This is a genomic window from uncultured Vibrio sp., from assembly GCF_947488985.1.
GTDB lineage: Bacteria > Pseudomonadota > Gammaproteobacteria > Enterobacterales > Vibrionaceae > Vibrio.
Genome location: NZ_CANLBV010000093.1, coordinates 1 through 15,742 on the forward strand (window position 1 = coordinate 1; position 15,742 = coordinate 15,742).

The 15,742-nt window shown below is 48.0% G+C and carries 17 protein-coding genes and 1 pseudogene; 9 read left to right on the forward strand and 9 right to left on the reverse strand.

Annotated elements, in window-relative coordinates; genetic code table 11:
- Nucleotides 1-70: 70 nt before the first annotated feature.
- Nucleotides 71-430 (forward strand): annotated as a pseudogene (locus Q1A70_RS16075) (hemolysin III family protein); the annotation flags it as partial.
- Here the strand turns inward: Q1A70_RS16075 and Q1A70_RS16080 are convergent.
- The 6 genes from Q1A70_RS16080 to def form a co-directional block, all read right to left on the reverse strand.
- Nucleotides 427-1,041 (reverse strand): DUF3157 family protein, encoded by a 615-nt coding sequence (locus tag Q1A70_RS16080; RefSeq protein ID WP_299693868.1) that lies wholly within the window; start codon nucleotides 1,039-1,041, stop codon nucleotides 427-429. The pseudogene Q1A70_RS16075 and the gene Q1A70_RS16080 sit on opposite strands and share 4 nt — an antisense overlap.
- A gap of 26 nt (nucleotides 1,042-1,067) precedes the next feature.
- Complete coding sequence (locus Q1A70_RS16085; protein WP_299693866.1) at nucleotides 1,068-2,513, reverse strand: TrkH family potassium uptake protein; 1,446 nt, start codon at nucleotides 2,511-2,513, stop codon at nucleotides 1,068-1,070.
- Nucleotides 2,514-2,610: 97 nt separating this feature from the next.
- On the reverse strand, nucleotides 2,611-3,987 hold the full coding sequence (gene trkA / locus Q1A70_RS16090) for a Trk system potassium transporter TrkA (RefSeq protein ID WP_299693863.1): 1,377 nt from the start codon (nucleotides 3,985-3,987) through the stop codon (nucleotides 2,611-2,613).
- 109 nt (nucleotides 3,988-4,096) lie between these two features.
- Nucleotides 4,097-5,377, reverse strand: a complete 1,281-nt coding sequence (gene rsmB, locus Q1A70_RS16095; protein WP_299693860.1) for a 16S rRNA (cytosine(967)-C(5))-methyltransferase RsmB — start codon at nucleotides 5,375-5,377, stop codon at nucleotides 4,097-4,099.
- Between the two features lie 91 nt (nucleotides 5,378-5,468).
- Nucleotides 5,469-6,416: a methionyl-tRNA formyltransferase gene (gene fmt, locus Q1A70_RS16100; protein ID WP_299693857.1), complete on the reverse strand. Its 948-nt coding sequence runs from the start codon at nucleotides 6,414-6,416 to the stop codon at nucleotides 5,469-5,471.
- 34 nt (nucleotides 6,417-6,450) lie between these two features.
- Entirely contained in the window at nucleotides 6,451-6,966 is a 516-nt protein-coding gene (def, locus tag Q1A70_RS16105) for a peptide deformylase (RefSeq protein ID WP_299693854.1), read from the reverse strand.
- A 140-nt stretch (nucleotides 6,967-7,106) separates the two neighbouring features.
- Between def and Q1A70_RS16110 the strand changes: the two genes are divergently transcribed.
- Genes Q1A70_RS16110 through Q1A70_RS16125 form a run of 4 tightly spaced genes read left to right on the forward strand, consistent with a single transcriptional unit; the run spans nucleotide 7,107 to nucleotide 10,380 of the window.
- Nucleotides 7,107-8,222, forward strand: a complete 1,116-nt coding sequence (locus Q1A70_RS16110) for a LysM peptidoglycan-binding domain-containing protein (RefSeq protein ID WP_299693851.1) — start codon at nucleotides 7,107-7,109, stop codon at nucleotides 8,220-8,222.
- Complete coding sequence (gene dprA / locus Q1A70_RS16115; protein WP_299693848.1) at nucleotides 8,219-9,331, forward strand: DNA-processing protein DprA; 1,113 nt, start codon at nucleotides 8,219-8,221, stop codon at nucleotides 9,329-9,331. The genes Q1A70_RS16110 and dprA overlap by 4 nt, the downstream gene beginning before the upstream one ends.
- A gap of 2 nt (nucleotides 9,332-9,333) precedes the next feature.
- On the forward strand, nucleotides 9,334-9,810 hold the full coding sequence (locus Q1A70_RS16120; RefSeq protein WP_299693845.1) for a DUF494 family protein: 477 nt from the start codon (nucleotides 9,334-9,336) through the stop codon (nucleotides 9,808-9,810).
- Between the two features lie 12 nt (nucleotides 9,811-9,822).
- Entirely contained in the window at nucleotides 9,823-10,380 is a 558-nt protein-coding gene (locus Q1A70_RS16125) for a topoisomerase DNA-binding C4 zinc finger domain-containing protein (RefSeq protein ID WP_299693842.1), read from the forward strand.
- 87 nt (nucleotides 10,381-10,467) lie between these two features.
- Here Q1A70_RS16125 and Q1A70_RS16130 read toward each other — a convergent pair whose 3' ends face one another.
- Nucleotides 10,468-11,598 (reverse strand): 5-(carboxyamino)imidazole ribonucleotide synthase, encoded by a 1,131-nt coding sequence (locus Q1A70_RS16130; protein WP_299693839.1) that lies wholly within the window; start codon nucleotides 11,596-11,598, stop codon nucleotides 10,468-10,470.
- A 5-nt stretch (nucleotides 11,599-11,603) separates the two neighbouring features.
- Nucleotides 11,604-12,089: a 5-(carboxyamino)imidazole ribonucleotide mutase gene (purE, locus tag Q1A70_RS16135; protein WP_004739348.1), complete on the reverse strand. Its 486-nt coding sequence runs from the start codon at nucleotides 12,087-12,089 to the stop codon at nucleotides 11,604-11,606.
- Nucleotides 12,090-12,284: 195 nt separating this feature from the next.
- On the opposite strand from purE, the gene Q1A70_RS16140 reads away from it, so the two are divergent.
- The 4 genes from Q1A70_RS16140 (at nucleotide 12,285) to Q1A70_RS16155 (ending at nucleotide 14,973) form a co-directional block, all read left to right on the forward strand.
- On the forward strand, nucleotides 12,285-12,842 hold the full coding sequence (locus tag Q1A70_RS16140; RefSeq protein ID WP_299693833.1) for an L-threonylcarbamoyladenylate synthase: 558 nt from the start codon (nucleotides 12,285-12,287) through the stop codon (nucleotides 12,840-12,842).
- 19 nt (nucleotides 12,843-12,861) lie between these two features.
- Complete coding sequence (gene hemF / locus Q1A70_RS16145) at nucleotides 12,862-13,779, forward strand: oxygen-dependent coproporphyrinogen oxidase (protein WP_299693830.1); 918 nt, start codon at nucleotides 12,862-12,864, stop codon at nucleotides 13,777-13,779.
- 77 nt (nucleotides 13,780-13,856) lie between these two features.
- Nucleotides 13,857-14,687 carry a shikimate dehydrogenase gene (gene aroE, locus Q1A70_RS16150; protein WP_299693827.1) on the forward strand — a complete coding sequence of 277 codons (831 nt, stop codon included), beginning with the start codon at nucleotides 13,857-13,859 and terminating at the stop codon, nucleotides 14,685-14,687.
- A gap of 16 nt (nucleotides 14,688-14,703) precedes the next feature.
- Complete coding sequence (locus tag Q1A70_RS16155) at nucleotides 14,704-14,973, forward strand: DUF1488 domain-containing protein (RefSeq protein ID WP_299693824.1); 270 nt, start codon at nucleotides 14,704-14,706, stop codon at nucleotides 14,971-14,973.
- Here Q1A70_RS16155 and Q1A70_RS16160 read toward each other — a convergent pair.
- The gene (locus Q1A70_RS16160; RefSeq protein WP_299693821.1) at nucleotides 14,970-15,515 is read right to left on the reverse strand and encodes a gamma carbonic anhydrase family protein; all 546 of its coding nucleotides are present in this window, start codon (nucleotides 15,513-15,515) and stop codon (nucleotides 14,970-14,972) included. The genes Q1A70_RS16155 and Q1A70_RS16160 overlap by 4 nt on opposite strands.
- Nucleotides 15,516-15,742: the final 227 nt, after the last annotated feature.

The following is a 15,742-nucleotide window of genomic DNA, read 5'->3' on the forward strand; positions in this document are numbered from 1 at the left end:
TTTTGTTTGGCGACTAAACCATATCACTTACTACCGTTTTTGTTTTTAGTTCCCGCTAATCCGCGATGAACCTTTTTTATTGGTCAGTTTAAGAACACCACTTGCGCTGGGTTTGATGGCGGTTATTTGGGGAATCGCATTACTCGGCATTATTATGAAGATCGTCTTCGTCTATCGATTTAAGCGCCTGTCGCTAGTGACGTACTTGGCGATGGGGTGGCTGTCGTTGATCGTAGTGTATCAACTGGCAATGAATATCGAGGTCGGAGGCTTGGTACTATTGGCGCTCGGGGGCGTGATTTACTCGCTGGGGGTGATTTTCTATGTGGTAAAGCGCATCCCGTATAACCATGCCATTTGGCATCTGTTTGTCCTAGCGGGCTGCGCATGCCACTTCTTTGCTATCTATTATTACGTAACCCCGATTTAGCGAGTTTTCACCTCTGTGATTTCGGCTTCGATCTGATACTCAGGGTGCTGTTCTAGGTCGAGCTTGATCCGTCTGCCTTGTTCCATTTGTTTTGGTCGCAGGTAAGTGTCGGCCATGCGCTTGATGGATTGCCACACCGTGACTTCTTGTTGGGTTAACAACTCGCCTTGTGCATTGAATACACTGATGTTCACCGTTACCAAGATCACCGATTGAGTGCCTTGGTTGGTGATCGCTGTGGGGATTATCAGCTCTCCGTCTTGATAGTGACTCGCACCGAGTACCACATCGACTCCCGATTGAGACAGTTCTAATCTGGGTTTATGACCATCAACAACCAGTGTAGTACCACGAGTTTTGCTGGCCACAGAGACGGTCGCAACAGGGACGGCGGTTGCATCAGCAACTCCTGCTCCTACTGCGGGTGCTCGAGTTGTCATGGTAGCGGTTGCCTCTTCGGCTTTATTTTTTGCAACATACTGCCAAGTAAAGTCGTCTTTGAGCAACACTTGCTTGCCATCTGGCAGGGTGATCACTTGCTCAGCAAGGGCACTGCTTACCCATACCGAGTTGGCGAGCAAGGCGCTAGCAAGAAGTAGGCATGATTTCATCTGTATTTCCTTAATTTATTGCTTGGTTATCGTCGCCAAAAGGCAGGGATAAATAGCACAAGCAGCGTTAGGATTTCGAGCCGTCCCATCAACATGCCCAAACTGAGTAGCCATTTTGCTGCATCGGGCAGAGGTGCAAAATTACCAGTAGGGCCAATCACACTGCCCATTCCCGGCCCCACGTTAGCCACGGCAGTGATAGCGCCAGAGATACTGGTGATAGGATCCAGCCCCATTGCACTCAAACCTCCCGCAATTGCGATGATGGTAATAAAGAACATCAACCCAAACGCGACCAGTGAACGCACAATATCCTCATTCACGGGGCGTTGATTATAGCGCTGTACGAACACACCGGATGGGTGAATCAGCTTCATCATCTGTTTATTGAGCATAGTCAGCGCAATTTGGAAGCGGAAAATTTTAATACCACCAGAGGTCGATCCTGAGCAGGCTCCCGCCATCATTAAGAAGGCAAATAACGTACTAGGTAATGCCCCCCAAGCAGTAAAGTCTTCAAGGCCAAAGCCGGTGGTGGTCACCACCGATACGATATTAAACATCGACACACGCAGAGCATCCGCAATGCTATAGCCATCTCTGACCACCAACCAGGTCGATATTACCGCGCTGGTCACCAAAAATAGGTAGGCGAACCCTCGGACTTGGGCATCTTTATAGAGGGGAGTGAGTGTTCGATCATGCAGTGCGCTGACGAAGAGTAAGAACGGCAAGCCACCCAAGAACATAAACACGGTTCCCATCCAGTGTGCACTGTGAGAGAAGTGATTCATTGAGCCATCCGACGTTGAGTAACCGCCAGTCGAAAGCGTGGTAAAGGCATGATTGATCGCATCAAACAGCCCCATTCCAGCGAACAAGTAGCTAATGATGCACAACCCTGTCAGCACCAAGTAAACGGCAACAATGTTTTTGGCGACGGTTTTGGCGCGTGGGCTGCTCTTATCCGACCAATCGGACGATTCGGTGTGGAATAGACGCATCCCCCCAACGTTGAGCATTGGCAGAACAGCTACCGCCATAACGATGAAGCCAATACCACCCAGCCATTGCAGTATCGAACGCCATAATAGAATACTCGGTGCCATGTCGTCCAAGCCACTCAATACCGTCGAACCAGTGGTGGTGATACCCGACATGGTTTCAAAATAGGCGTCAGTAAAGCTGATGTGGTTGATGAACACAAACGGCAGTGCGGCAAAGGCACTGGCAATCGTCCATACCAGAGAGGTGATCAGGAACATATCTCGCACCCCTAAGCGGAACTTAGCCGAGCGGCCTAAGCTCAAGCAGATAAACGCAATAAGATGGGTGATTAAAACGGATTTACCAAACTCGAGAAAGCCGCCAGTCCCTGTAAAGAAGGCAACCAGAGTTGGGATGTACATGAAGAGGGCTAGTTTAGATAACACTAGTCCAATAATTAACAGTATAGGGCGGAAATTGACCATAGCTTCAATGGACCATAGTTTTAATAGGCTACAACTTTATGCTGGAGCGCCATTCTTACAAGAACAAGCTTACGAGAAGACAGTGACCAGAAGAAGGCTACAAGAAGAAAGCACTCGGTTGGAAAAGAGATTCAACATCAGGCACGTATTTCTTGTCCACGAGGAACATGACGACGTGGTCATCTTGTTCGATGATGGTTCTATCGTGTGCAATCAGCACCTCTTCTCCACGTACAATCGCACCAATGGTGGTGCCCGGTGGCAGCTTGATATCGCCAATGGCTCGACCGACAACCTTAGAGGTGCTTTCATCGCCATGAGCAATCGCCTCAATCGCCTCTGCCGCCCCGCGACGTAGAGAAGATACGTTGACAATATCAGCACGACGAACGTGGGTGAGTAGGGCAGAGATCGTTGCTTGCTGGGGAGAGATCGCAATATCAATCACGCCGCCCTGTACCAAGTCGACATACGCACCACGCTGAATCAGTACCATGACCTTTTTGGCACCCATGCGTTTTGCCAGCATCGCTGACATGATGTTGGTTTCATCTTCATTGGTTAGGGCGATGAATACATCGACTTGATCGATATTTTCTTCGGTGAGTAGCTCTTGGTCTGCCGCATCACCACAGAATACGATGGTGTTTTCGAGCTCTTCAGAGAGCTTCTCTGCACGGTTGTAGTTGCGCTCGATGAGCTTAATGCTGTAGCTCTGCTCAAGGCGTTTTGCCAAGCTGGCGCCAATGTTACCCCCGCCGACAATCATGATGCGGCGATAAGGTTTTTCTAAGCGTTGCAGCTCACTCATGACTGAGCGGATGTGGTTACTGGCTGCGACGAAGAATACCTCATCATCGGCTTCAATGATGGTGGTGCCTTGCGGGCGAATTGGGCGACCTTGGCGAAAGATCGCTGCAACACGGGTATCAATGTGCGGCATGTGCTCACGCAAAGCAGACAGTGCGTTGCCGACTAATGGACCACCGTAGTAGGCTTTGACCGCCACTAGACTCACTTTTTGCTCAGCAAAGCTCACTACCTGCAACGCGCCTGGGTATTGAATTAGGCGTTCGATGTAACTGGTGACCAGCTCTTCGGGTGCAATTAGGTGATCAACCGGGATTGCGCCTGATTTGAACAGCGCTTCTTTCTCTTCCAGATATTGAGGAGAGCGAATGCGAGCAATTCGATTAGGGGTATTGAAAAGAGAGAAGGCAACCTGACATGCCGCCATGTTGGTTTCATCGGTGTTGGTGACAGCAACCAACATATCGGCATCTTGCGCACCTGCTTCACGCAGTGTCTTTGGGTGGCTGGCATAGCCGTTGACTACCCTAAGATCGTACTTATCTTGAAGCTCACGCAGTCGGTCAGCATTGCGGTCGACGATCGTAATGTCATTGTTTTCACCCACCAGGTTTTCCGCAAGGGTGCCGCCAACTTGCCCTGCACCTAGGATAATGATCTTCATAGCCTTTCTCTTATTTTTGCCGTTGTAATTCGAGTGAATCGACTTTGCTGTGGTTATGCGCTAGAACGAAACAGCGGCTAAGGCATCAACGCTTAGCCGCTGTTTACGGTTATGCTTGTTTTACCAGTACCGCGTAGTAGAAGCCATCCATATCTTCTTCACCCGGCAGTATTTGACGACCCGGATTATCGATATCAGACCCGATAAGTGTCGCGTTCTCGGTGCGCTCTAGGAATGCTTTCACTTGCAGCACGTTCTCTTGTGGCGTGATAGAGCAGGTCGCATAAACCATGGTGCCACCTTCTTTCAGCTGACGCCACATGGCATCCATGATCTCACTTTGCAGCTCTGCCAGTGCATCAATATCAGACGCACGGCGCAGCCATTTGATGTCAGGGTGACGACGAATCACGCCAGTCGCTGAACAAGGTGCATCAAGCAGGATGCGGTCGAACTTAGCACCCGTCCACCACTCTTCAGGGTAGCGAGCGTCACCGCAGATCACGTCAGCACGCAGTTGTAGACGTTCAAGGTTGTCGTAAACGCGGTCTAGGCGTTTAATGTCGCAGTCAATCGCAACCACTTCAGTGTCATTGGTATGCTCAAGAATATGAGCGGTTTTACCGCCTGGCGCTGCACAGCAATCGAGAATCAGCTCACCATCTTTGGGTGTAAGGTAATCAACCGAGAGCTGAGCGGCTGCATCTTGTACTGATACCCAACCTTTGTCGAAGCCAGGAAGTAAAGTTACATCACAAGGAGCGGCTAATTTTATGGCATCAGCGGCTTCAGAGTGCAGTGTATATTCAATGTTTTCGTTTTTAAGCAGTTCAACATACTCATCACGAGTGTGGTGCTGGCGGTTTACGCGTAGCCACATCGGTGCCTTGTTGTTGTTTGCTTCAATTAACTGCTCCCACTGGTCAGGGTAGCTCTCTTGAAGCATTTTTAGAATCCAGCTCGGGTGACCGTATTTGCCCGCATTGTGGCTGATTGCCTTCTCATCCAGCTCTTCTTGGTCGCGTAGGTAGCTGCGTAACACGGCGTTGATCAAACCACTGAGACTTGGCCCGTGCAGGGTCTTGGTTGCCTCAACGGTTTCAGCAACTGCTGCGTGCGAAGGGATGCGCATAAAGCTCAATTGGTAAATACCGACCAAAATCAGGTGGTGGAATACACGCTTTTTACCTTTAAGCGGGTTATCCATCAGTTCGTTAGCGATCGACTCTAAACGAGGTAGGTAACGAAGTGCGCCGTAGCAAATCTCTTGCAGTAGAGCATGGTCTCGCGGGCGGATCGTTTTTTGAGCCGCAGGGAGAGCGTGTGAAAGAGAGTGGCCTTTATCGACAACTTGGAATAGGACATTTGCAGCAGCAGCGCGAACATTCATGAGGGGTACCGAAATTTTGTTTGAATACATGAGGGCATCTCTGCCCTCGTAAAGGTTTTCTAAGCTGAGTTATTAACCGCTTTTAAAGCGATTAATAAAGTTGAGTGCCAACTTCAAACCAGCTTGCACGTGAGTTCAAGATATCTTGAACTGACATGGCTTTTTTACCTGGCACTTGCAGCTGTTCAAGAACAAGTACGCCTTGTCCTGTTGCTATATAGATGCCCGTTTTATCCGCTTGCAGAATAGTCCCTGCAGGCTTATCAGAGGTTTGATCTGCCACTCGGCTTTGCCATACTTTAATGCTGTTCTCAGCAGCTTCAAAGTGACTCATTGGCCATGGATTGAAGGCACGAACGCAGCGTTCAATATGCGTAGCGTCATCACTCCAGTTGATACGCGCTTCTTCTTTGCTCAGCTTTTTCGCGTAGTTAGCCAGCTCATCGTTTTGCTTTTCAGCAATCGCTTTACCTGAAGCGATATTCGCTAAACAATCCACAAGCGCATCAGGGCCAAGGCCCGCTAACTTTTCGTACATTGAAGCGCTGGTATCGGTTGCTTCGATAGGCAGCGTCGCGATGCTCAGCATATCACCGGTATCGAGGCCGATATCCATCTGCATGATCGTCACGCCAGTCTCTTTATCGCCCGCCCAGATAGAGCGTTGAATCGGCGCAGCACCGCGCCAGCGCGGTAGGATAGAGCCATGCACGTTGATGCAACCCAAGCGTGGTGTATCTAAAACCACTTGTGGAAGCAATAAGCCGTAAGCGACAACAACCATGATGTCAGCATTCAATTCAGCCAGCTGTTGCTTGGCTTCATCTGACTTGAAGTTTTCGGGTTGGTAAACCGGAATGTTGTTTTCAAGTGCGATGTTTTTTACTGGGCTCGCGGTCAGTTTTTTACCACGGCCTGCTGGGCGATCTGGCTGCGTGTAAACAGCAATAACTTCATGCTCCGAAGACAACAACGCCGCCAAGTGACGGGCGGCGAAATCCGGAGTACCTGCAAAGACAATTCTTAAAGACTGGCTCAAGGTAGGCTTCCTTCTAATTTGGTAATACTAGCGTCTATTTATCTTGCTTCTCGTTGAAGCGTTTAATCTTCGCTAGCTTATCTTGAATACGTTTACGCTTCAGTGGCGATAAGTAATCAACGAATAACTTGCCTTCTAGGTGGTCAAGTTCATGCTGAACACAGATAGCCAGAAGGTCATCTGCTTCGAATGTGAATTCGTTACCTTCACGGTCTAATGCTTTCACCGTGACTTCTGCGGCGCGAGGAACCTGCGCTCGAGCGCCGGGTACCGATAGGCAGCCTTCTTCGATGCCATCTTCGCCACGCTTTTCAGTAATTTCAGGGTTGATCAGAACCATAGGCTCATTACGCTCCTCTGAAAGATCGATGACTACGATACGCTGGTGGAAGTCGACTTGAGTTGCCGCAAGGCCGATACCTTCTTCGTCGTACATGGTTTCAATCATGTCATCAACGAACTTCTGAATCTCTGGGGTAACTTCTTTTACCGGTTTCGCCACGGTACGTAGACGATCATCAGGTAATGTTAATACTTGTAATACAGACATATACACTCGAAATGTTGAACTGTGCCGAAACAGCTTAAACCTTGTTGGCTCAATTCTAGACATTTTACAGGCCAAATGACAGCATCCTGAAGGTAATTCTCTAATCCGATGTCATATATTCAGACCAAGGAACCTAGGTCATGCGTCATTTTTTTTCCACTGTATCTGTTGTGTGTGCTTCGCTTTCGTTCGCCGCTACGGCTGACAATCGTGAGCAACCTTTAACCTTAAAACAAGGTGCCCCCGAGACGTATGTAGTGGTTAAGGGCGACACGTTGTGGGACATCTCAGCGATGTATCTCGATAGCCCTTGGTTGTGGCCAAGGTTATGGCAGGTGAATCCAGAGATAGAAAATCCTCACCTTATTTATCCCGGAGACAAACTGTCTTTGGTTTGGATTAACGGTGAACCTGTGTTGAGCCTTAAGCCGGTTATCAAACTCGGCCCTAAGATTCGTGTCTCGGAGAAGAAAGCAGTGTCTACTGTTAATAAGGGGTTGGTTTTGCCTTATTTGCAGTCTGATCGCTTGGTTGAGCAGCAAGATATTGAATCGGCGCAACGAGTGTTGGGAACAAGCGATGGAAAACGCTTTTTGTCTGGGGAAGACCGACTATTCATCTCGGGAAACCAGCAGCACCCTAAGTGGGCTATCTACCGCGCCGTTGAAACTTATCAAAGGCAGCAACCTCAAGCGAGTATCACCTCTTTGCGCTTGGTTGCGACTGCGCGTTTAAAAGAAGTCGATGATGAGTTCAGTCGTTTGCAGATAGATGCTCAAGTACAAGAGGTATTACTTAACGACCTTGTATTACCTGAGCTTGGAGTTGATCAGATCAATTTCTCCACTACGTTTCATCCCGCGCCAATTGCTGCAGGTCAGTTTGCCAATATTTTGGGCTCGCTAGAGGGCAGCCAGTACAGCGCAAAAAATCAGGTAGTGGTGATCAATAAAGGGACAAAGGACAGTCTTCGTCAAGGCTCTATGTTTACCTTAAGTGAGCGTGGGGTTGTGGTGTTCGGTCAGCAGGGGGAGTACAGCTATAAAGAGTCGGCGACCCGCGATAAGGTGCAACTGCCAAGCACCTCGCCCGGCAGTCTGATGGTCATTCGTCCTTACGACTATTTTAGCCTGGCCTTAATCACTCACAGCTCTAAGCCTGTCAGCAATGATATCGTAGCGGTCTCTCCTCTGGACTTCGGTGGGGGGGATCGGGAGCAACATGTGCTTGACCAACAAGCTAAGGTGAACGAGTGAATGAGCAACAACTGAGTGCTTGGCTCACCCTAAGTTTTGTCCCAAAACTCGGCAGTAAGCGCCTGGCTCGCCTGTTGAGCATTGATTCACCCTCTCATATTGTTGGCTATTCAAGTCAGCAGTTGCAAGCGTTGGGTTTATCGACAACACAAATATCCTACCTTCGAGAGCAAGCCCCTAGAGAATTGGAGGCTTGCCTTGAGTGGCAAGCTAAGCAAGCGAACCACCACATTATTACCTCCAACAACCCGCATTATCCCAAGCTGCTGAATGAGATAGCCTCCGCGCCCAATGTGCTTTTCGTTAAAGGTCATGTTGAAAAACTGATTGAGCCGCAAATCGCGATGGTTGGCAGTCGTAATGCCAGCCTTGAAGGGCTACAGACCGCCAAGTCCTTTGCCAAAGAGTTTGTGCAAAATGGTTTGATGGTGACCAGCGGCCTAGCGCTCGGTATTGATGGCTATGCTCATGATGGTGCTTTAGAAAAGGGCGGGGAAACCGTGGCTGTTTTAGGCTCCGGCTTGGATTGCATATACCCGGCTCGCCATCGAAATCTAGCCGATAGGATCTGCGAGAGTGGCGCGTTGGTGTCAGAGTTTAGACCAAGCGCCAAGCCTCGACCTGAACATTTCCCTCGTCGAAACCGTATTATTAGTGGGTTGTCTTTAGGGACTTTAGTCGTTGAGGCGGCGGAAAAGAGTGGTTCTCTGATCACCGCTCGTTATGCCATAGAGCAAGGGCGTGAGGTCTTTGCCCTGCCCGGTTCCATTCATAGCCCAACCAGTCGTGGGGGGAATAGCCTGATTAAAGCGGGCGCTTGTCTGGTACAGAGCGCGCAAGATGTATTAATTGAAATAAAGAGTCTGTTAGACTGGTCTATCGATCAACAACCGAGTTTGTTCGAACCTATGCCAAGTGACGGTGAAAATGAACAATTGCCATTTCCACAGCTGTTCGCTAACGTAGGGTTAGAGGCGACACCCGTTGATATTTTGGCACAGAGAACCCATATACCTGTGCATGAAGTCATGATGCAGCTTTTAGAGCTTGAGCTCTCAGGGCATGTTGTTGCAGTTTCCGGTGGCTATATTCGAAAGGGGAGAGGCTAGCTATGATGATGGACATACTGATGTACTTGTTTGAAACCTACATCCATAGCGATTCTGAATTGCAGGTGGATCAAGATGAGTTGGAAGATGAATTGCTTCGAGCTGGGTTTCACCAAGATGATATTTATAAGGCTCTCCATTGGTTAGAAGATCTTGCTGCATTGCAAGATACCGACAATCAAGCGGCGATAACGATGTGTTCCAATACCTCGATGCGTATTTATACCGGTCGAGAGATCTCACGCATTAACATGGAGTGTCGAGGTTTCTTGCTGTTTCTTGAACAGATCAATGTACTCACCACTGAAATTCGTGAAATGGTGATTGATCGTGTGATGGGTTTGGAGACCAGTGAATTTGAATTGGATGATCTGAAATGGATTATCTTAATGGTGCTATTTAATGTACCGGGTAATGAAAGTGCTTACACGCAAATGGAAGAGCTGTTGTACACCAAAGAGCAAGGTATCTTGCATTAATACAGGCTTTTGATGAGTAGTAAGATTGATAATCAGCTTTTTTCAGCACACGAACATGCGTTAGAGCATGAGCCATGTCCACAGTGTGGGGGGGAGCTTCAGCTTCGCCACGGTAAACACGGGCCTTTTTTAGGCTGCAAACAGTATCCGAGCTGCGATTACATCAAGCCCTTGCATCAAAACGATGGCCACGTTGTGAAAGAGCTGGGGGTGCCGTGCCCTAAATGCCAGAACGAGCTGGTATTAAGACAAGGTCGTTTTGGGATGTTTATTGGCTGTAGCAACTACCCGAGGTGCAACCATATCGAATCTTTAGATCAACCCAAAGAGCAACCGTTGCTTGCTTGCCCTGAGTGTAGTCGAGGCCATTTGGTTGAACGTAAATCTCGCTACGGCAAAACCTTTTATGCCTGCGATAGCTACCCGAAGTGTAAGTTTGCCGTCAATCAACCGCCGCTTATTGGTCGTTGTGAAGCGTGTCAGTTCCCGCTGTTGTTAGAGAAGAAAGCAGCACGTGGCACCAAACAGCAATGTGCCGATCGCAAGTGCCATCATATACAATCTCAGTAGTGATGCTAATCACAGTAAGTGAATGACTAGAAATAAAAAACGGCGCTCAATGAGCGCCGTTCTTCTATCAAATCCATAATGTATGGCTTACTTCATCTGCTCCGCAAATTGATGAATGGCAGGGTAGGCGTGCTGTTCGAGGATCTCAGCCAGTGCGCATAGCGCTGTTTGTAGCTCCGCATTACTGTCAGCGCTGACGTTAATGTGGCCCATCTTACGACCGACACGCTTCTCTTTACCATACCAGTGGACATGACAACCATCTTGAGCCCAAATGGCTTCAGGGAGGGCATCTTGACCGAGAATGTTGATCATTGCGGTCGGGCGGATCAGTTGGGTACTGCCTAGTGGCATACCACACACCGCGCGTAGGTGGTTTTCAAACTGGCAAGTTTCAGCGCCTTGCTGCGTCCAGTGGCCAGAGTTATGAACACGTGGTGCTATCTCATTCACAAGCAGTGAACCTTGAACATCAAAGAATTCAAGCGCGAGCACACCAACGTAATCCAAACGCTCTGCTACGGAGGTGAACATGGTTTTCGCTTGCTGTTGCAGTTCAATGTCATCAATGGCGGTTGATAAGCTCAACACGCCGTCGGTGTGAACATTTTCAGCCAGTGGATACACTTGAATCTCGCCATTGATGCCACGAGTGCCGACAAGGGATACTTCGCGATCAAATGGAACAAACTCTTCCGCCACAATCGCTTGGTTGTCTGTTACGGCAATGCATTCCGCCATTTCTGACCAAGTCGCGTCAACATTGTCTAATGTCTTTAAGCGCCACTGGCCTTTACCATCGTAGCCGCCAAGTGTGCTCTTCAATACCATGGGTAAGCCAACGTGAGCAATCGCAGCGTCAAAGTCTGCGCGAGAGTTGATCACGTAGTATTTGGCATTCTTCACGTTCGCTTCGTCTAACAGTGCTTTTTCAAGGCAACGGTCACCGCCGGCTTTGATGGCCGCTGTTGTCGGTAAGAACTTACCGCTGCGCTCACACACCTCAAGCACATCGTGAGGGATATGTTCGAACTCAGCAGTAATCACATCTGCACGCTCAATCGCATTGTCTAAGCCGTTGCCTAGAATTGCTTGCGTTAATGGGTGAACAATATTTTTGCTGCCGACATCAAAAGCAGAAATTTCAATATTCAGTGGTGCCCCCGCGAGGGACATCATGCGAGCTAGTTGGCCCGCGCCTAACACAAGAACATGCATGGAAATTAGTCCTCTGCTGGGTTTGGATTAGCCAGAACCGTTTCTGTTTGCTCAGAGCGGAACGCTTCTACTTTTGCCATTACTTCTTCATTGTGTGTGCCAATGATTTGAGCCGCGAGGATACCTGCATTGGCAGCGCCTGCTTCACCGATAGCCAAAGTACCGACCGCAATACCTTTCGGCATTTGTACGATAGAAAGCAGAGAGTCCATGCCTTTCAGCGCTTTCGATTGAACCGGAACGCCAAGAACAGGTACGCTGGTGAATGCAGCAGCCATACCGGGAAGGTGCGCTGCGCCGCCCGCACCAGCAATAATCACTTTAATACCACGCTCTTTCGCACTGGTTGCGTAGTCTGCAAGCAACTGAGGTGTGCGGTGCGCTGAAACCACCTTTGTTTCGTACGCCACGCCAAACTGATCCAACATGTCTGCAGCTAGCTTCATTGTTGGCCAATCAGATTTAGAACCCATGATAATACCGACAGTCATCTCAAACTCCTTCAGATGCGATTTAATTAGTGATTAGATACTTTGCGGGCATTATACGGGGAAAATCACTCAAGGAAAACGTTTGCGTCAGTCTGGATTGTTAATTAATACATTTTATAAACAAATAGCTTTAGTCACAGTGAGTGATAATTTGTACACTTACCGAGTTCAACAACGGAATTAATGAGGCACCCTTTGGATAACTTTCAACATACATTGCATGCATTACAGCAAGGTGAAGTCATTGCTTACCCGACCGAAGGCGTTTTTGGGGTTGGTTGTGATCCCGATAATCCACAGGCCATCAAGAAATTGCTCGACCTAAAGCAAAGACCAATGGAAAAAGGGTTGATACTAATTGCGGCGAGTTACGAGCAATTGTTGCCTTATATTGATGAAAGCCAATTAACAGCGGCTCAGTTGATGGCAGTGAAAGCAACGTGGCCGGGCCCGGTCACTTGGGTCATGCCAACCAGCAGCAGAGTGACGGACTGGGTCAGCGGTCAATTTGATTCGATCGCTGTGCGAGTGACCGATCATCCTTTGGTTCAAAGAATGTGTCATGAATTCGGTAAGCCGTTAACCTCGACCAGTGCAAACCTGACGGGTGAGCCGCCTTGTATGACGACTGAAGAGGTTCAGCAGCAACTTGGTGATCACTTAGTGGCAATTCTCGAAGGTCAAACCGGTGGGCGTGATAAGCCAAGCGAAATTAGAGATGCAAAAACATCGAAAATATTAAGACAGGGTTAAACCCTGCAAAGGAATAAAGATGTCAGCAATTGATAAAGAAGCGGTCAAGCAGTTTTTATTGAGTTTACAAGATTCGATTTGCCAGCAGCTTGAGCAAGCTGATGGCTCTGCACAGTTTGAAGAAGACGCATGGCAACGTGAACCTGGTGAACGCCTTGGTGGCGGTGGTCGAACCCGGGTGATGACCAACGGTGCGGTTTTTGAGCAAGGTGGGGTTAACTTTTCTCACGTTGCGGGTAAGGCTATGCCGGCCTCAGCCACCGCTCACCGTCCTGAATTAGTCGGGCGTAAGTTTGAGGCAATGGGTGTTTCATTAGTTATCCACCCTAAAAATCCATATATCCCGACATCGCACGCCAATGTGCGGTTTTTCATAGCGGAAAAAGAAGGCGAAGATCCCATTTGGTGGTTTGGTGGTGGTTTTGACTTAACGCCATTTTATCCTTTCGATGAAGATTGCCAGTCTTGGCATCAAACGGCTAAAGATCTGTGTGCGCCATTTGGTGACGATGTATATCAAGCGCATAAAGAGTGGTGTGATAAATACTTCTATCTACCTCACCGTGATGAAACGCGCGGTGTGGGAGGCTTGTTCTTTGATGATCTTAATGAGTGGGGCTTTGAAAAGAGCTTTGCTTATATGCAGGCAGTTGGTGAAGGTTTTGCCTCTGCCTATCTACCCATTGTCGAGCGACGTAAAGAGACGCTTTATAGCCAGCACGAGCGTGATTTCCAACTTTATCGTCGTGGTCGCTATGTTGAGTTTAACCTAGTGTACGATCGTGGCACCTTATTTGGTTTGCAAAGCGGTGGGCGCACGGAATCAATATTAATGTCGATGCCACCATTGGCTCGTTGGGAATACCGCTACGAACCACAAGCGGGTTCACCAGAGGCGTTGCTTTATAGTGATTACCTAAAGCCTCGTGTTTGGTAGTTCTTCCTTCCTTATAGGGATAGTGATAGGGTCATCTATATAGATGACCCTTTTTATTATTTCTGTTAGGTAAGGATATGACACAGCAAGTAGATCGTTATGCCGTTTTCGGTAACCCTATTGGGCAAAGCAAATCGCCATTCATTCACACATTATTTGCTCGCCAAACCAATCAACAACTTACCTATACAGCACTCCAACCAGAGTGCGGTGAATTCATCACTGCAGTCACTGCTTTTTTTAGTGAAGGTGGTCGAGGGTGTAACGTCACTGCGCCATTCAAAGAGGATGCGTACCAGTTTGCAGCTCGTTTGACTGAGCGCGCTCAGCTTGCGGGTGCGGTGAATACGCTCAAAAAGCTCGATGATGGTGTAATTATCGGCGACACAACTGACGGTGAAGGGCTTGTTCAAGATCTTCTTCAGCATCAAGTGACATTAGAGGGATCTCGTGTCCTTCTACTTGGGGCTGGTGGTGCAGCGCGAGGAGTGATTCAATCTCTTCTCGCTCAACAACCACAGCAGTTGGTGCTCGCTAACCGAACGAGTTCAAAGGCAGAACTACTGGCTGAGATGTTTTCGTCGTATGGAAATATTAAAGGGATGGGGCTTAGTGATGTTAATGAAGGCTTTGATGTCATCATTAACTCGACTTCATCTGGTCTCTGTGGGCAGCTTCCAGATATTTCCGATGTCATATTCAATACCAATACTGTTGTCTATGACATGGTTTACGGATCGGGTACCACAGCATTTAACCAATGGGCGCTAGATAACGGCGTTCATGCTGCTTATGATGGTTTAGGTATGCTAGTGGGGCAAGCTGCTGAGAGCTTCATGCTTTGGCGTGGTCTTCGCCCGGGCACAAAGCAGATCTTAAGAGAGTTACGTAGAAACTTAGAGATGTAACAAGGTATTTATAAAAATGAATCAATCAATCTTATTTCCTGATATTCAAGATTGGGATGAAGCCAGCCAGTCTATCCTCTTTCCTGCACAGCAGGCGGGGGCTTTGATAGAGTGTGTGGTATCAATTGAAGAGTTGTCACGATTATCAGGTAAAGAAATAGAACAAAGTGACCAAGCCTTGGCTATCTTTTCTGAGTTGCGTTTTGATATTGAAGAGTTGGCAGAAGAGCGAATAGAAGAAGAGGAGTATGACTCCTCTCATCGGATTCAGATCAAAGTCTTTTAGACGGAAAGCACAGAATCTAGATAGTCGTTTTTATTCTGGACATAGTTGTCAGCTGATTTCTGTAAAAAAGCACGTTCCTTATCGTTTAATGGGCGTGCTTGTTTTACTGGGCTTCCTACATATAGATAACCACTTTCCAGTACCTTGTTTGGTGGCACTAAGCTGCCAGCACCAATCATCACTTCTTCTTTGATGACAACACCATCAAGCACGATAGCCCCCATACCTACAAGTACACGATCTTCAATGGTGCAGCCATGCAGCATTACCTTGTGGCCGATAGTGACATCATTACCTATTAATAGAGGATAACCGTCAGGGTTTTCAGCGTTCTTATGGGTGACATGCAAAACGCTGCCGTCTTGGATATTTGTTCTCTCTCCAATATGAATGTGGTTCACATCCCCTCGAGCAGCAACCAAAGGCCACACACTAGAGTCATTACCTATTTTGATATCACCAACCAGTACAGAACTGGTATCAATATAGACACCTTGTCCAATCTGGGGGGATATTTCTTTGTAACTGCGTATTGAATTCATAAATCCTCCTTTTATATAGGAACCTTAAGCCCTTAATTAAGAGGAATACTAGTGAAAATAGGGCTGCTTGAACAAAAAACACTCGAACAATCAAAAAAGTGAGAAAAAGTTAAAAAAGGGCTTGCCAGTGTGATCGAAATCTCTATAATGCCACCTCGCTGACACGGGATGGCTTCAACAGAAACCAGAACCAATCAGCAGGTCAAATTAGCCAAGCTAAGCGCTTG

Bases quoted from the DNA above. Each gene is read 5' to 3' on its own strand.
- hemF (WP_299693830.1), top strand. From the start codon at position 12,862: ATGTCAGCAATTGATAAAGAAGCGGTCAAGCAGTTTTTATTGAGTTTA.
- def (WP_299693854.1), bottom strand. From the start codon at position 6,966: ATGTCTGTATTACAAGTATTAACATTACCTGATGATCGTCTACGTACC.
- trkA (WP_299693863.1), bottom strand. From the start codon at position 3,987: ATGAAGATCATTATCCTAGGTGCAGGGCAAGTTGGCGGCACCCTTGCG.
- Q1A70_RS16080 (WP_299693868.1), bottom strand. From the start codon at position 1,041: ATGAAATCATGCCTACTTCTTGCTAGCGCCTTGCTCGCCAACTCGGTA.
- Q1A70_RS16120 (WP_299693845.1), top strand. From the start codon at position 9,334: ATGATGATGGACATACTGATGTACTTGTTTGAAACCTACATCCATAGC.
- Q1A70_RS16160 (WP_299693821.1), bottom strand. From the start codon at position 15,515: ATGAATTCAATACGCAGTTACAAAGAAATATCCCCCCAGATTGGACAA.
- Q1A70_RS16085 (WP_299693866.1), bottom strand. From the start codon at position 2,513: ATGGTCAATTTCCGCCCTATACTGTTAATTATTGGACTAGTGTTATCT.
- Q1A70_RS16110 (WP_299693851.1), top strand. From the start codon at position 7,107: ATGCGTCATTTTTTTTCCACTGTATCTGTTGTGTGTGCTTCGCTTTCG.
- aroE (WP_299693827.1), top strand. From the start codon at position 13,857: ATGACACAGCAAGTAGATCGTTATGCCGTTTTCGGTAACCCTATTGGG.
- rsmB (WP_299693860.1), bottom strand. From the start codon at position 5,377: ATGAATGTTCGCGCTGCTGCTGCAAATGTCCTATTCCAAGTTGTCGAT.
- Q1A70_RS16155 (WP_299693824.1), top strand. From the start codon at position 14,704: ATGAATCAATCAATCTTATTTCCTGATATTCAAGATTGGGATGAAGCC.
- purE (WP_004739348.1), bottom strand. From the start codon at position 12,089: ATGACTGTCGGTATTATCATGGGTTCTAAATCTGATTGGCCAACAATG.
- Q1A70_RS16125 (WP_299693842.1), top strand. From the start codon at position 9,823: ATGAGTAGTAAGATTGATAATCAGCTTTTTTCAGCACACGAACATGCG.
- Q1A70_RS16130 (WP_299693839.1), bottom strand. From the start codon at position 11,598: ATGCATGTTCTTGTGTTAGGCGCGGGCCAACTAGCTCGCATGATGTCC.